Raw genomic sequence first — 14,555 nt, forward strand, 5'->3', positions numbered from 1 at the left:
GGGGCGGTCCGCCGCCGCGGTGCGGCGGCGGATCTCACCAGGTGGTCGGCTTCTCCGGGGTGAACAGCCAGGCGTCGAAGAGCGCGTCGAGATCCTTGCCGGAGATCTTCTCCGCCAGCGCGATGAACTCCGCGGTCGTGACGTGGCCGTACCGGTGCTGGGTGTTCCAGTCTTTCAGCAGCCTGAAGAACGCCTCTTCCCCGATGCGCTGCCTGAGCGCGTGGAGCGTCATGCCGCCGCGGACGTAGACCGAGCTGTTGAACAGGTCGTCCGGCCTGGCCTCGCCCGCCGGGTAGCTCCAGATGGGGGCGTCGGCGGGGGCGGAGTAGTTTCTGCGGAAGAGCTGCTCGGCGGTCGCGAGCCCCCGGTGCTCCGACCAGAGCCACTCGGCGTAGGTCGCAAAGCCCTCGTTGAGCCAGAGCTCCCGCCACCGCTTGATGGTCAGGCTGTTGCCGAACCACTGGTGGGCCAGCTCGTGGCTGATGATGTCCTCGTCCGGGTCGAACCCCCCGTAGACGGGCTTGGTCTGGTTCTCCAGCGCGTACCCCGCGGGGAAGTCGTCGACGATGCCCCCGGTGGAGTCGAACGGGTAGGGGCCGAAGACGGTGCTCCAGTAGTCGGTCATCTCCGCCGACAGCTTGTACAGGTTGTCCAGCGAGCCGCGGAACTTCGGGTCGACGGCCGCCAGGTTCCTGATGCCCGTCCTGGTCTTGCCCTGACGCATCTCGAACTTGCCCAGGGTCATGGTGGCCAGGTAGCTGGCCATCGGGTCGTCCTCACGCCAGACGAAGGTCGTCCTGCCTCCGGTGGTCTTCGGCTCGCCGACGAGCTCGCCGTTGGCCAGCGCGGTCACGCCCTTGGGCACGGTGATCTCGAAGTCGTAGCGCGCCTTGTCGAGCGGATGGTCGTTGCCCGGGAACCAGGTCCGGGCGCCGTTGGGCTGGCAGGTGACGAACGCGCCGTCCGGGGTCGGGATGAAGCCGTACGTGCCCAGGTTGGAGGAGTCTCTGACCGGCTTGGGCTCCCCGGCGTAGGCGACCTCCACGGCGAAGGACGCCCGGTCCGCCACGGGCGTGGCCGGGATGACGGTGAGCTCGCCCCCGGACCGTTCGTACCGGGCGGGGCGGCCGTCGACGGTGATCCTGTTGATCGTGAACCCGGACAGGTCGAGGTTGAACCTGGCCAGCTGCTGGGTGGCCTTGGCCTCGATCGTCGCCACTCCGGTGAGGTGTTTGGTCCCGGGGTCGTAGCCGAGCTTGAGCCGGTAGCGGCCGACGTCGTAGCCGCCGTTGCCGTCCAGCGGGAAGTCGGGGTCGCCGATCCCCGGCGCGCCGACGCTCTCGGCGGACGGGATGGAAGCCGGCTCGGACTTCGTGGGCGGGGCGGTCGCGCTGTCGCCGTTCGAGGGCACGCAGGAGGTCATGCCGAGCGTGCTGAGAACGGTGGCCGTCGCCGCAACGACCAGCCGGCTGGAAACCATGCCTCAAAGCCCCTCTGTTTTGACCCGGCTTGAAGGCCGGGCCCCCGTACAGGGCACACTACCGCTCGTGACCTGGGGCGTCAGGAATCCACGACGAGCGTCTTGGCCGCGATGTCGTGCACGGCCTGCTTGCGCGACTGGAAGAGGATGAAGGCCAGATCCACCCATCCCAGGCAGCATGTGACATACATGACCCAGGCCACGACCTGACGGAGCGCGGCCTGGCCGACGCCGACCCTCTGCCCGCCGAGGTCGGCCACCCGCAGGTGGAAGATCTTCTTACCGAGCGTCTGCCCGTTCCAGAAGGCGGTCAGCAACCAGTAGTACAGGAAACCGATGAACCCGACCAACAGGGTCTGGGTGTACGGCACCTCGATCGACAGGCCGGAGTCCGTGACGGTGGTGACGGTCCGGTAGGTGAACGGCGAGGAGACGAGGCCGATGACGAGGAGGTCCAGCAACCCCGCGAACAGGCGGCGCCAGCGCCCGCCCAGCCGCATGGGGCCCGGTCCGGGATACCCGCCGGGTGGCACGCCGAAGGGGGCCTGACCGTAGTCGAAACCGGACTCCGCTCCGGGACCGTAGCCCTGCCTGGGGCCGTAACCCTGTCCGTAACCCTGTCCGGGGCCGTAACCCTGTCCGGGGCCGTAACCCTGTCCGGGGCCGTAACCCTGCCCGGGGCCGTAACCCTGTCCGTAGCCTTGCCCCGGTCCGTGGCCCTGTCCGGGACCGGACGAGGAGTCCGGTTCCCGGCCCGGTTCGTCCGGCGGCGGTGTCGGTGTTGAACCCATGAGACCTTGGTCGCCCCAGGAGGGCCATGACAAACCAAAGACCGTTACCGGTTGTCCCCGGGCCCGGCCGGGGAGTCCCCGGCCGGGCCCGGGACGAGGCTCAGAGGTTGCCCCGGCGCTCCTGCTCGCGCTCGATCGCCTCGAACAGCGCCTTGAAGTTGCCCTTGCCGAAACCGAGCGAGCCGTGACGCTCGATGAACTCGAAGAAGACCGTGGGACGGTCCTGCACCGGCTTGGTGAAGATCTGCAGCAGGTAGCCGTCCTCGTCCCGGTCGACCAGGATCTTGCGCTTCTTCAGCTCCTCGATCGGCGCGCGGACCTCGCCGATCCGGGCACGCAGCTCGGGGTCGTCGTAGTAGGAGTCCGGGGTGTCGAGGAACTGCACGCCGGCCGCGCGCATGTAGTCCACCGTGCTGAGGATGTCGTTGGTGGCCAGCGCGACGTGCTGCACACCGGGGCCGCCGTAGAACTCGAGATACTCGTCGATCTGTGACTTCTTCTTCGAGATCGCCGGCTCGTTGAGCGGGAACTTCACCTTGCGGGTGCCGTCCGCGACCACCTTGGACATCAGCGCCGAGTACTCGGTGGCGATGTCGTCGCCGATGAACTCCGCCATGTTGGTGAAGCCCATGACCCGCCGGTAGAACTCCACCCACTCGTCCATCTTGCCGAGCTCGACGTTGCCGACGCAGTGGTCGATCGCCTGGAACAGGCGGCCGTTGCGCACGTCCGGGGGTGCCACGATGGGCTCCGCCGCCACATAGCCGGGCAGGTACGGGCCCGCGTAGTTGGAGCGGTCGACAAGGGTGTGCCGGGTCTCGCCGTAGGTCGCGATCGCCGCGACGACCACCTTGCCGTGGTCGTCCTCGATCACGTGCGGCTCCGCCAGGCCGCGCGCACCCTGGGCGAGCGCGTGGGTGTAGGCCGCCTCCACGTCGGGGACGTCGAGGGCGAGGTCGATCACACCGTCGCCGTGCTCGGCCACGTGCCGGGCGATGTCGGTGCCCGGCCGCACCGAGGCGCGGAACTCGAACCTGGCGCTTCCGGAGGTGAGGACATACGCCACCTCGTCACGGCTGCCGTTCTCCGGGCCCCGGTAGGCCACAAGACGCATGCCGAACGCGCTGGAGTAGTAGTGGGCGGCCTGCTTGGCGTTGCCCACGGCGAAGACCACGGCGTCCATGCCGTTCACAGGGAAGTTGTCGCTCATGCGATAACTGTCCGTTTTGGTGAGCTGGTTGTGCAACAGTCACTTGATGTAGTGGACAATATGCCCATCCATCCACCGGCTGGAGCGGAGTTTCTGTACATCATGACGATTGATCAACTCGACGCCCGGCTGATCGCGCTGCTGGCGGCCGAGCCCCGGCTGGGGGTGCTGGAGTGCTCACGGCGGCTGGGTGTGGCCAGAGGGACCGTGCAGGCGAGGCTCGACCGGCTGCTCGCCCGGGGGGTGATCACCGGGTTCGGCCCCGACGTCGCCCCGGCCGCGCTGGGCTACGACGTGACCGCGTTCGTGACCCTGCAGATCCGCCAGGTCAGCGGGCACGACCCGGTGGCCGACCAACTGGCCGCGATCCCCGAGGTGCTGGAGGTGCACACGATCACCGGCGGCGACGACATGCACTGCCGGGTCGTGGCGCGCAGCAATGCGGATCTCCAGCGGGTAATTGACCTGATCGTTGACGTCCGAGGGGTGGTCAGAACCTCCTCGGTGATCGCCCTGGACACTCCCGTGCCATACCGGGTTCTGCCTTTGGTGGCCGATGTCCCGCGCAAGACGAAGGGGTAGTCGTACCCTTCAAGTAAGAACCACGCACCGTTATCCATCGTTTACCCTTAACGATTCCCGCAGCCCACAGGGGTCTGCGGCGGTTGCGATCGGGGGTCACGCGTGCTCATGGGCGGGACGGGAAGTCCCAGGAGGAAGTTCCTGCGGATCACGCTCATCGTCTTCGGCGTCGCCGTCGTGTCGGCGGTCGTCCTGTTCGGGGTGGTGTGGGCGCTGACCCCCATCCCCGACAGCACGCAGCCCAAGGCCACCGCGCAGGGTTCGGTCATCTACTACCGCGACGGCAGGAGCGTGCTCGCCAGGCAGGGCGTCAACCGCAAGAGCGTGACGCTGGACAAGGTGCCGGAGAGCCTCGAGAACGCCGTCATCGCCGCGGAGAACCGCTCCTTCTACGAGGACCGGGGTGTCTCCCTGCGCGGCACCTTCCGGGCCATGTGGTCCACGCTCACCGGCAACCAGGTGCAGGGCGGCTCGACGATCACCCAGCAGTTGGTCCGCAACTACTACAGCGGCCTCAGCCAGGAACGTTCCATCGTCCGCAAGCTCAAGGAAGTCATGATCTCCTTGAAGGTGGACCAGTCGCAGTCCAAGGACTGGGTCCTGGAGCGCTACCTCAACACGATCTACTTCGGCCGGGGCGCCAACGGCGTCCAGGCGGCGGCGGAAGCCTACTTCCGCAAGGACGTCGACAGGCTGACCCTCGCCGAGAGCGCGTACCTGGCGGCCGTGATCCAGCAGCCGTCGCGGTTTGCCGACCCGCGGGGCGCCGACCTCGACGCGGCCAGGGCACGCTGGCGGTCGGTCGTCGACGGGATGGTGGAGACCGGGGCGATCACTCCCGAGGAGGCCGCCCAGGTGACCTTCCCCACCCTCAGGAAGCCCAAGGCGATCTTCACTCCCCGGGGCCAGGAGGGCTACATGCTCGACCAGGTCACCACCGAGCTCAAGCGCCGCGGCTACACCGACGAGATCATCAACCAGGGTGGTCTGAAGATCGTCTCGACCTTCGACGAGAACCTGATGGCCGCCGCCGAGCGCGCGGTCACCTCGACCCTGCCGGAGGGCACCCCGAAGCAGGTGCGCACCGGCCTGGCCGCCGTCGACCCCGCGACCGGCGAGGTCCTGGCCTTCTACGGCGGACGCAGCTACGCGGCCAACAAGTTCGACAACTCCTTCTCGGCGAAGGTGCAGGCCGGGTCCACCTTCAAGGCGTACGCGCTGGCCGCGGCCCTGGAGAGCGGCCTCGGTCTCGACACCCGGGTCGACGGCAACTCGCCGCTGCACATCGCCTCGGCCGACATCCCCAACTCCGGCGGCCAGTCCTACGGTCAGATCGACCTGGTCAAGGCGACCCAGAGCTCGGTCAACACCGCCTTCGTCGATCTCGGGCAGCGGGTCGGCCTCGACAGGGTGGTCGAGGTCGCCGAAGACTCCGGCATCCCGGCTGAGCAGTTGGCCCCGCACCGGGGCGCCGCCACCCTCCCGCTCGGCGTCGCCTCGGTGAGCGCCGTGCAGAACGCCTCGGGCTTCGCCACCTTCGCCGCCGAGGGCGTCCACCGCGAGGCACACGTGATCCGCTCGATCACCGACGCCGAGGGCCGGACCACCAGGAGCTCCACCAGGGGGGAACGCGCCTTCAGCGAGCAGACCGCGGTCGACGCCACGTACGCGCTGACCCAGGTCGTCCAGGCCGGCACCGGTTCGGCGGCCCGCCTCTACGACCGCCCGGTGGCGGGCAAGACCGGCACCACCGACGAGTCGGCGGCGGTGTGGTTCGCCGGGTTCACCCCGCAGCTGTCCGTGGCGGTCAACATGTTCCGCGACGACAACAAGCCGGTCACCGTGAACGGCAGTGCCCTGTACGGCGGCACCTACCCGGCCCAGATCTGGCGTGCCTTCATGACCGAGGCGATGGACGGCAAGCCGGTCAAGGAGTTCGGGGAGCCGTCCAGCTACGGCTACCGCGACTACGGCTACCCGGGTGACGACCTCGGCCACCCGGGCGACGAGGACGGCGACCAGGACACCGGCACGCAGCCGCCGATCCCCGCCGGCACGGGGGCCCCGGACCCCGGCACGAGCACCGGCCCCGACGGGCGGACCCCCGGCCCCGATCCGACCGCGGCCCCGGACGACGGTGACGGTGCGGGTACGGAGGGGGGCGGCGGAGAGGGCGACGGCGGCGACGGCCCGCCGGACGACCCGGGCGACGACACCGGGCCGGGCCGTCGCCTCGGCGGCCCCGGTCTGCTCTCGCCGAACGGCTGAGCCCCCGGGAACGACACCGAACGGCTGAGCCCCCGGAAAACGACACCGAACGGCTGAACCCCGGGGAACGACACGGCGAGAGGCCGTGACCGGAATCGAACCGGCGTGCACCGCTTCGCGAGCGTTCCCCACACCACCCGGGCACCCGGCCCCGGGCCGAGAAGTCCCGGGCACCGGGGTGGTGTCGGAAGGATTCGCGCGTCAGGCGCTCTCTCCGGACGTCCCGGAACCCTCTCCGGACGTCCCGGAACCGGCCAGTTCGGCCTTCAACGCGGCGGGGGTGGTGACGGGCATCCTGCAGGTGAAACCGCGGCAGACGTACGCGGCCGGCTCGCCGCCCACCAGGCCGCGTCCGGCCAGCAGCGGCACCTCCTCCGCGCCGGGCTCGCCGAGCGCCACGACCAGGCCGGGGACCGGAGAGAGCAGTGCGGCCCGGTGCAGGGCCGCCGTCGCGGGATCGCCCGCCGGGCCCACCACCGCGACCTCGACCGGGCCGGAGACGGCGGCCTGGGCGACGGCCAGGCCCCATCCGGCGAACCGCGCGTGCTTGTCGGCCAGGACCGTCACCGTGCCGAGGGCGGCCTCGGCCGCCTCCCGGTGCCGGGCCGAGCCGGTCAGCGCCGCGTACGACAGCAGTGCCCCCGCGGCGGCGAACTGGCCCGAGGGGGTGGCGTTGTCGGTGGGGTCCTGCGGGCGCTGGAAGAGCCGCTCGGCGTCGTCCGCGGTGTCGAAGAACCCGCCCGAGCCGTCGGCGAAGCGGGTCAGCACGGTCTCCAGCAGTGCCCCGGCCCGGTGGAACCAGCGAACCTCGCCCGTCACCCCGTAGAGGGCGAGCAGGCCCTCCGCCAGGTCGGCGTAGTCTTCCAGGACGCCCGCGTTGGAGCCGGCCCGGCCGTCGCGGGACGTGCGCAGCAGCCGGTCACCGTCCAGGTGGACCTCCTCCAGCAGCACCGCCGCCGCCCGCGCGGCCGCCACCAGGTCGGGCCGGTCGAACAGGGCACCCGTCTCGGCGAGGGCGGCGACGGCCAGGCCGTTCCAGGCGGCCACCACCTTGTCGTCACGGCCGGGACGCACCCGCCGGGCACGCGCCGCCAGCAGCGCCGAGCGCACCCGGGCGAACCGCTCGGCCTCGTCCGGGTCGTCCAGGAGCTGGAGCACCGACGTGCCGTGCTCGAACGTCCCGGTCACCTCGAACAGGGAGACCGCCCAGGCGCCGTCCTCCTCGCCGAGGACCTCGCGGACCTCCTCGGGGGTCCAGACGTAGAACTTGCCCTCCACGCCCTCGCTGTCGGCGTCCAGAGCCGAGGCGAAGCCCCCCTCGGGGGTGCGCATCTCGGCCAGCAGCCAGTCGGCCGTCTCCAGCGCGATCCGGCGGGCCAGGACGGAGCCGGTGGCCCGCCACCAGTGCGCGTAGACCCGCAGCAGCAGCGCGTTGTCGTAGAGCATCTTCTCGAAGTGCGGCACCACCCAGTCCGCGTCCACGCTGTAGCGGGCGAAACCGCCGCCGAGCTGGTCGTACAGGCCGCCCCTGGCCATGGCCTCCAGCGTCCGCTCCGCCATCGTCGTCGCCGTGGCCACGGTCGTCCGCCCTTCCCGGCCGTCGCCGTCGCGGGCACCAGCCCCGGCGGCGGCGTGCCTCAGCAGGAACTCCAGCGCCATCGACGGCGGGAACTTGGGTGCTCCGCCGAAACCGCCGCGCACCGGATCGAAGGACTCCGACAGGCCCCGTACCGCCCGCGCGAGCGTGTCCGGCGTGGGCACCGGCCCGGACGGCAGCGCCGCGCGCTCCGTCAACGCCTCCACGATCTTGGAGCCCTGCTCCAGGACCGCCTGCCGGTCACCGTTCCAGGCGTTGGACACGCCGGCCAGCAGCCGCTGGAACTGTGGCCGGGGGAAGTACGTACCGGTGTAGAACGGGTGTCCCCCGGGGGTGGCGAAGACCGTCATCGGCCACCCGCCGTGGCCGGTCATGGCCTGGGTCGCGGCCATGTAGACCGCGTCGACGTCGGGACGCTCCTCGCGGTCGACCTTCACGTTGACGAAGTGCGCATTCATCAGCGCGGCCGTGCCCTCGTCCTCGAACGACTCGTGGGCCATCACGTGACACCAGTGACAGGCCGAGTAGCCGACGGAGATCAGCAGCGGTACGTCCCGCCGCCGGGCCTCGGCGAACGCCTCCTCACCCCACTCGAACCACTCGACGGGGTTGTCGGCGTGCTGGAGCAGGTAGGGACTCGTGGCGTCCTTCAAACGGTTCATCGTGATCTCCCCTGCGTCCGCGGTCCGCCCATTGTCCCGCGCACGGCGCGCGCGGGACGCGCATCACGCTCTACCTGCGCACTCTCCCGCCCCCTAAACCGCGGGGCGGCACCCACCGCCACCGTGCCCCCGCTCCGTCGCCACCGTGCTCGTGGACCGGGCGGGCGCCCCGCGGCCGGCGGGCCTCCGGGGGAGATCCGGCGGGCCCCCGGGGAGAGGGGAGATGTGCTCATGAGGCTTCGGGCGTAGGCTCACTGCACGTGGATCTCGACTACGTATGCGCGCACGCCGACAGGCCGGCCTCCGAGCTGACCCGGCGTGACGTGGCCCGCGCACTGCTCGCCGTGCCGTCCGGGGTGGCGCTGGTGGCCCTCCCCGACCTGCGCCGGGCGCTGACGGCGGCGGGCAACCCGCTCTCGCCGTCCTTCTGGGAGTCGGCCAAGGCGACGCTCGGCGCGATCGAGTCCGGTGTCGCGACGGTGGGGGACGTGCAGCGCTGGACGGAGTCCACGGGCACCGAGCCGATCCTGCTCACCCGCAGCTTCTTCGTCTGGCCCGAGGAGGACGAGCGCGGTCCGGTCGGCCGGGAGATGTACGCCCGGCTGGTCGCCTACCTGGAGGAGCGGGTCGCCGCCGGGGAGATCGACCCCGACGCGCTCGCCCGGGGTGACGAGGCGGCCAGGGAACGGTACGTCGACCTTCAGGAACGCTGGCTGAACGACCCGCTGCCCGACGGCCGGGTGCCCATGGACGTGGTCAACGAGGAACAGGACGAGGAGCTCTTCTCCGCCTGGGACGAGGAGGAGGCGTTCGCGCTCGGCGAGCTGCGCCGCATCCTGGCCGAGCTGCCCGTGCCGGAACGGCCGGTCAGGGAGCTGCGGGCCGCGGCGACCCGGCTGCGCGAGGTGCTCGCCCGGCCCGGTTACCCGGGCAACGTCCTGCGGGCCTGCGCCGGGTACGACGACGAGCCGCTGCCGGTCGACGACGAGGAGCTCTGGCTGAGCGTCACGGCGGGCATCGCGGGGCCGATCTCCGACCTGTCCGAGGAGGACGACCGGGTGGAGGTCTTCGCCGACCTGGACCATGAGCTCAGCCACGAGGACGCGGTGCTGGCCGCGCTGTGCGCCATCCACCACGCCGACTGGCTGGCGGTGGTCGCCGCGCTGGCCAGGCGCGGACCGGGGGTGCTGGCCTCGCCCGAGCGGATCGCCCGGCTCATCGCCGAGTCGGAGGACATCGACGTCGACCTGGACGAACCGGAGGACCTGGAGACCGCCGAGACGCTCTTCAGCTCGGTGACGCCGCTGTGGGCGTGTCTGGGGATCGTCGACCGGACCGAGGTGCTCACCCCGCTGGGCCGCTGGGGGCTGCCCAAGGCGCTGGAGCGGGCCTGGTCCCACCCGTCCGACGACTGAGCTCCGGGCCCAGGGGAGCGCGCGGGCGCCGGAGGGGCCGCGTGCGGGCAGGAGTGACGCGTGCGGAAGCGGGAAGGACCTTCAGGAGCTCAAGGACCTGGAAGGCCCTTTCAGGAGGCCTCCTCCTGAAGGAGGTCGGCGTAGTTGTCGGGCACCAGGTCGCGGTACTCGGGATGACGCCGGATGTATCCGGCGATGAACGGGCAGAGCGGCACGACCGACCGGCCCGCCGAGCGGCTCGCGTCCAGGGCACCGGAGGCCAGGCGGCTGCCCAGCCCTCTGCCCTCGAACGCGGGGTCGATCTCGGTGTGGGTGAAAATGATCTTCCCGGCCCGGAGGCGGTACTCGGCGAACCCGGCGAGCCCGCCGTCCACCAGGATCTCGAAACGGGAGGCCCCGGGGTCGTCGGAGACCTTGATGTCGTTGTCGGCCATTGACGTCCTCGAAGGTGGGAGGGGTGACGCGGCGGGAGGCGGCTGCGACGACCGCGGCGGCGGGGAGATCGGGGAGGTGCCCCGGGGAGCCTACGAGGCGGCGGCGGTGCTGCCGTTCTGCTTCTTCAGCTCGTCACGGACCTCGGCCTCGGACGGGACCTCGATCCTGGAGAGTTGCTTCCTCATCGACTTGACGAGGAGATAGAGGGCGAGCCCGAGCCCGGCGACGACGAGGAAGCCCACGAGACCCGGGCTGACTTCGAGCTGGGTGGCGGTGTCGAGTGCGGTCACGTGTCAAGTCTGCCACCGCCACCCCGCGGTCGTGTCAGTGGCAGGCGGGTGAGACCTCGTCCGCGTGGATGCCGGTGAACAGGTCGTCCTCGGGAAGCTCGACGTCGACGAGTGAGCGGGCCAGGTGGTAGTCCTCGGTCGGCCAGATCTCACGCTGGAGCTCACGCGGGCAGACGAACCAGAAGCCGTCCGGGTCGACCTGGGTGGCGTGCGCGAGCAGCGCCCTGTCGCGGGTCTCGAAGTGGTCGCCGCACGGCACGCGGGTCGTCACCGGCCACTTCTGCGGGCGGTCCTCCCAGCGGGCGATCCAGTCGGCGTACGGGGAACCGATGCCGCGGGCGGTCATCGCCTCGTGCAACGCCTCGAACCGGTCCTTGGTGAAACCCATGTGGTAGTAGAGCTTGAGGGGCTGCCAGGGCTCGCCGGTGCCCGGGTAACGGTCGGGGTCGCCGGCCGCCTCGAACGCCTCGACCGAGACGCGGTTGGTCATGATGTGGTCGGGGTGCGGGTAGCCGCCGTCGTCGTCGTAGGTCAGGATCACGTGCGGCCTGAACTCCCGGACCGCGGCGACCAGCGGTGCCGAGGCGACCTCGAGCGGCTGCAGGGCGAAGCAGCCCTCGGGCAGCGGCTCGCTCTCGTCCTCCGGCAGGCCCGAGTCGACGAATCCCATGAAGCGCTGCCGCACGCCGAGGATCTCGCGTGCGCGCTCCATCTCCAGCCGTCGGACCTCGCCGATGTTCTCCAGGATGTCGGGACGGTCCATCTTCGGGTTCAGGATCGACCCGCGTTCTCCCCCGGTGAGGGTACAGACCAGCACGTCCACACCCTCTGCGACGTAGCGCGCCATCGTGGCGGCGCCCTTGCTCGACTCGTCGTCTGGGTGCGCGTGAACGGCCATCAGCCTGAGCGGTGCACTCACGGGCTCGGTTTCTCCTCTATGTCGGTCGCGCTGCGGTCCGTCGTCGCCGGTCCGGCGGACGGCCTGCCTCATCGTGCCGCCTGCCGGGCCCGCCGGGGTGCCGCGCGCTCCCTTGGTCTGAGTCACTCTAGGGAGAGGTTAGTTTCTCCTGGGCGGTCACGAGGGCAAGGCCCCCGCAGGGGACAATTGTCTCGGACAACGCCGAGGTAGTGCAGGGAGATTCCGTCATGGCCACCAGCGAGGCCGGGAAGGGCCGCATGGACGGTCCGGTCCTCGGCACCCCGGGTGATTTCCCCGACCGCCCGGAGCGCAGGGGGCGGCTCGTCGTCCACGTGGTGATCGCGATCCTCTGCGCCGTCTGCGCCGGAGGATGGGGCTACGTGATGTGGGCGGCGAAGGGGGACACCGAGGTCATCGACCAGGTCATCGCTTTCGACGTCAAGAACGGCGATTCTGCGCAGATCACATTCGAGGTGAACAAGCCCTCCGATCGGGCGGCGCTCTGCCGGTTGCGGGCGCTGGACGTCGACCACGCCGAGGTCGGCAGCAAGGAGGTCAACATCCCAGCTGGCGAGCGGTATGTTCGCCTTACCGAACGGCTAGAGACCAGTGCTCAGGCCACTTCGGCTCACGTCCAATACTGCTATCTCGTATAGTGAGACATTTGGGGAAGCGTTCGAGGGGCTGACTTGTTAGCCTTTCGAGATTCGACTGTGCGCTCCCCACGTAGGAAGCCCCAAGAGGAAGCAAGGAGAACCCGTGGCCGACTCCCACAACGAGAGCGTCACCTGGCTCACTCAGGAGGCGTACGACCGCCTGAAGGCGGAGTTTGAGTACCTCTCGGGGCCCGGGCGCGTCGACATCGCCAAGAAGATCGAGGCCGCCCGTGAAGAGGGTGACCTGAAGGAGAACGGTGGCTACCACGCCGCCAAGGACGAGCAGGGCAAGATGGAGGCCCGCATCTTCCACCTCCGCCAGATTCTCGACACGGCCAAGGTCGGCGAGGCCCCCCGCACCGAGGGGGTGGTCGGTCCCGGTATGACGGTCACCGTCCGGTTCGAGGGCGAGGACGAGGAGGTCGCCTTCCTGCTGGCCTCCCGCGAGGAGAGCGGCGCCCCGATCGACGTGTACTCCCCAAAGTCGCCCCTGGGTGCGGCCATCAACGGCAAGAAGATCGGTGAGAAGGCCACCTACACCATGCCGAACGGCCGCTCCAACACGGTCGAGATCATCGAGGCCGTGCCGTACATCGGCAACTGACCTCACCCGACTTCGCCGATCCGCCGGGACGCCCGTCCCGGCGGATCGCTGCGTCAGGGAGGACCTTCGGGGCCGGAGATCCTCCTGACGGCGGTCGTGATGGCGTGATCAGTCGTGTTTTATGGCGTTCGCGTGCATCATGGTGCCGCGTGCGGCACTCTCGTAGGGCTGGCTCCGGTGGGGAAGGGGAGATGTCGTGTTCGAGCGGCGGACGCGCTTCTCCGACGTGATCCGTGAGGCCCGTATGGACCTCGCCTACCGCCCCCGGATCCGGTACAGCCGTCGCACCGTCCAGATGATGAGGCGTTCCGTCCCGGTCATCGCCTTCCTCCTCGTCATCGTGCTCACCACCGACCTGGCGCTCCTGGTGCGGATGACGGAGCAGGAGCCGGAGGAGGTCTCCCTCCGCACGTCCGTCGCCACGGGCCCGGTCTTGGAGCCGGCGCCCGCCGACCGGGCCCAGAGCGGGCAGGTCCAGGGCGGGCAGGTTCAGGGCGGTGCGGGGCAGAGCGGGCAGGTCCAGGGCGGGCAGGTTCAGGGCGGTGCGGGGCAGAGCGGGCAGGTCCAGGGTGGGCAGGTCCAGGGTGACGCCCCGCCCGCCGCGTCCCCCCAGGTGGCACCGCTGACCTCGATACGGCAGCCGCACCTGTTCGTGGTCGCGCAGAGACCGCTCAGCCAGGAGGTCGTGGCGCGGATCTCCCGTGTCTCCGGGGTGCGGGCGGTGGAGCGTGCCGACGCCGCCGAGGTGGTCCTGGACGGCAAGCGGGTGCAGACGCTGGGGGTGGACCCCTCGACCTTCCGCGCCTACACGCCCGAGCGCACCGCGCGCTCCGACCGCCTGTGGCGCAACATCGCGGGCGGAGAGGTGGCCGTCTCCTTCGTCCTCGGTAACGACGGCGGCATGTCGCTGGGCAAGACCGTCGTCTCCGGTGGACGGAGCCTGCGGGTGGGCGCCTACGCGACGATGGGCATGGGCACCGTCGACGCCGTGGTCTCCCGTGACACCGCCCGCGCGCTGGGCATCCCGCAGGACAACGCGCTCGTGGTGAGCGCTCCCGAGGTCGACTCGGTCAAGCTGCGCCGTACCCTGCTCCGCCTGCTGCCCGACGACGGCCAGGTCGTGGTGATCAACCCGGTGCTGGTCACCCCGCGCCGCACCACGTGGTCCGGTTCCTCCTTCATGACCGCCGACCAGATCCGCACCGCCCTCACCGCCGCGATCGGCAAGCTCGGCCGCCCGTACGTCTGGGGTGCCGAGGGGCCCGACACCTTCGACTGCTCCGGCCTGGTCCAGTGGGCCTACGCCCAGGCGGGGGTCAAGGTCCCCCGGGTGACGCACCAGCAGTTCGTCTCGGGGCCGCAGATCCCGCTCGCCGAGGCCCAGCCCGGTGACCTGCTGTTCTGGCGGCACGACCCGACCAACCCCGGCTACGTCTCACACGTGGCGATCTACTGGGGCGACGGCAAGATGCTGCACGCCCCCCGCACCGGGGACGTGGTCAAACTGGTCCCCGTCAGCACCCGCAACTTCGCCGGGGCAGTCCGGGTCAGCCCGGCGGTCGCCGCCCGCGTCCCCTGAGCCCGGAGCGGGACTCGGCTCCGTCAGGTTCGGGCGGGACTCGGCTCCACCCGGACAGGACGGACAC

13 protein-coding genes are annotated in these 14,555 nt (G+C 70.5%); 6 read left to right on the forward strand and 7 right to left on the reverse strand.

Annotated elements, in window-relative coordinates; translation table 11 throughout:
- Nucleotides 1-34: 34 nt before the first annotated feature.
- The 3 genes from F4562_RS20555 to hppD all read right to left on the reverse strand — a co-directional run bounded on the left by F4562_RS20555 (nt 35) and on the right by hppD (nt 3,481).
- A complete protein-coding gene (locus tag F4562_RS20555) occupies nt 35-1,480 on the reverse strand; it encodes a M1 family metallopeptidase (RefSeq protein ID WP_184544816.1) in 1,446 nt (481 codons plus the stop codon).
- Nucleotides 1,481-1,560: 80 nt separating this feature from the next.
- Nucleotides 1,561-1,980, reverse strand: a complete 420-nt coding sequence (locus F4562_RS20560) for an RDD family protein (RefSeq protein ID WP_184544818.1) — start codon at nt 1,978-1,980, stop codon at nt 1,561-1,563.
- 391 nt (nt 1,981-2,371) lie between these two features.
- The gene (hppD, locus tag F4562_RS20565) at nt 2,372-3,481 is read right to left on the reverse strand and encodes a 4-hydroxyphenylpyruvate dioxygenase (RefSeq protein WP_184544820.1); all 1,110 of its coding nucleotides are present in this window, start codon (nt 3,479-3,481) and stop codon (nt 2,372-2,374) included.
- Between the two features lie 102 nt (nt 3,482-3,583).
- Here hppD and F4562_RS20570 point away from each other — a divergent pair, with 102 nt between their 5' ends.
- Together F4562_RS20570 and F4562_RS20575 are read left to right on the forward strand one after the other, a co-directional pair.
- Nucleotides 3,584-4,063, forward strand: a complete 480-nt coding sequence (locus F4562_RS20570; RefSeq protein ID WP_184544822.1) for an Lrp/AsnC family transcriptional regulator — start codon at nt 3,584-3,586, stop codon at nt 4,061-4,063.
- 108 nt (nt 4,064-4,171) lie between these two features.
- Nucleotides 4,172-6,331, forward strand: a complete 2,160-nt coding sequence (locus tag F4562_RS20575) for a transglycosylase domain-containing protein (RefSeq protein ID WP_184544824.1) — start codon at nt 4,172-4,174, stop codon at nt 6,329-6,331.
- Nucleotides 6,332-6,532: 201 nt separating this feature from the next.
- Here F4562_RS20575 and F4562_RS20580 read toward each other — a convergent pair whose 3' ends face one another.
- Nucleotides 6,533-8,590, reverse strand: a complete 2,058-nt coding sequence (locus F4562_RS20580; protein WP_184544826.1) for a thioredoxin domain-containing protein — start codon at nt 8,588-8,590, stop codon at nt 6,533-6,535.
- 260 nt (nt 8,591-8,850) lie between these two features.
- Here F4562_RS20580 and F4562_RS20585 point away from each other — a divergent pair, with 260 nt between their 5' ends.
- Nucleotides 8,851-10,005: a hypothetical protein gene (locus tag F4562_RS20585; RefSeq protein ID WP_184544828.1), complete on the forward strand. Its 1,155-nt coding sequence runs from the start codon at nt 8,851-8,853 to the stop codon at nt 10,003-10,005.
- A 110-nt stretch (nt 10,006-10,115) separates the two neighbouring features.
- On the opposite strand, the gene F4562_RS20590 is transcribed toward F4562_RS20585, so the two are convergent.
- The 3 genes from F4562_RS20590 to mca all read right to left on the reverse strand — a co-directional run bounded on the left by F4562_RS20590 (nt 10,116) and on the right by mca (nt 11,649).
- Nucleotides 10,116-10,439 (reverse strand): GNAT family N-acetyltransferase, encoded by a 324-nt coding sequence (locus F4562_RS20590; RefSeq protein WP_184544830.1) that lies wholly within the window; start codon nt 10,437-10,439, stop codon nt 10,116-10,118.
- 90 nt (nt 10,440-10,529) lie between these two features.
- Nucleotides 10,530-10,730, reverse strand: coding sequence for a hypothetical protein (locus F4562_RS20595; RefSeq protein ID WP_184544832.1), 201 nt, complete (start codon nt 10,728-10,730; stop codon nt 10,530-10,532).
- 34 nt (nt 10,731-10,764) lie between these two features.
- Entirely contained in the window at nt 10,765-11,649 is an 885-nt protein-coding gene (gene mca / locus F4562_RS20600; RefSeq protein ID WP_184544834.1) for a mycothiol conjugate amidase Mca, read from the reverse strand.
- Nucleotides 11,650-11,876: 227 nt separating this feature from the next.
- Between mca and F4562_RS20605 the strand changes: the two genes are divergently transcribed.
- The 3 genes from F4562_RS20605 to F4562_RS20615 all read left to right on the forward strand — a co-directional run bounded on the left by F4562_RS20605 (nt 11,877) and on the right by F4562_RS20615 (nt 14,488).
- On the forward strand, nt 11,877-12,305 hold the full coding sequence (locus F4562_RS20605; protein ID WP_184544836.1) for a DUF4307 domain-containing protein: 429 nt from the start codon (nt 11,877-11,879) through the stop codon (nt 12,303-12,305).
- A 103-nt stretch (nt 12,306-12,408) separates the two neighbouring features.
- Nucleotides 12,409-12,909, forward strand: coding sequence for a transcription elongation factor GreA (gene greA, locus F4562_RS20610; RefSeq protein WP_184544838.1), 501 nt, complete (start codon nt 12,409-12,411; stop codon nt 12,907-12,909).
- Between the two features lie 196 nt (nt 12,910-13,105).
- The gene (locus tag F4562_RS20615; RefSeq protein WP_311734154.1) at nt 13,106-14,488 is read left to right on the forward strand and encodes a C40 family peptidase; all 1,383 of its coding nucleotides are present in this window, start codon (nt 13,106-13,108) and stop codon (nt 14,486-14,488) included.
- Nucleotides 14,489-14,555: the final 67 nt, after the last annotated feature.

Origin of the sequence: Streptosporangium becharense, assembly GCF_014204985.1 — a bacterium.
Taxonomy (GTDB): Bacteria; Actinomycetota; Actinomycetes; order Streptosporangiales; family Streptosporangiaceae; genus Streptosporangium; species Streptosporangium becharense.

What these genes read in the sequence shown, in the direction of transcription:
- F4562_RS20555 (WP_184544816.1), bottom strand. Translation starts at nt 1,480, where the DNA reads ATGGTTTCCAGCCGGCTGGTCGTTGCGGCGACGGCCACCGTTCTCAGC.
- F4562_RS20590 (WP_184544830.1), bottom strand. Translation starts at nt 10,439, where the DNA reads ATGGCCGACAACGACATCAAGGTCTCCGACGACCCCGGGGCCTCCCGT.
- hppD (WP_184544820.1), bottom strand. Translation starts at nt 3,481, where the DNA reads ATGAGCGACAACTTCCCTGTGAACGGCATGGACGCCGTGGTCTTCGCC.
- F4562_RS20605 (WP_184544836.1), top strand. Translation starts at nt 11,877, where the DNA reads ATGGCCACCAGCGAGGCCGGGAAGGGCCGCATGGACGGTCCGGTCCTC.
- F4562_RS20580 (WP_184544826.1), bottom strand. Translation starts at nt 8,590, where the DNA reads ATGAACCGTTTGAAGGACGCCACGAGTCCCTACCTGCTCCAGCACGCC.
- F4562_RS20560 (WP_184544818.1), bottom strand. Translation starts at nt 1,980, where the DNA reads ATGCGGCTGGGCGGGCGCTGGCGCCGCCTGTTCGCGGGGTTGCTGGAC.
- F4562_RS20570 (WP_184544822.1), top strand. Translation starts at nt 3,584, where the DNA reads ATGACGATTGATCAACTCGACGCCCGGCTGATCGCGCTGCTGGCGGCC.
- F4562_RS20575 (WP_184544824.1), top strand. Translation starts at nt 4,172, where the DNA reads ATGGGCGGGACGGGAAGTCCCAGGAGGAAGTTCCTGCGGATCACGCTC.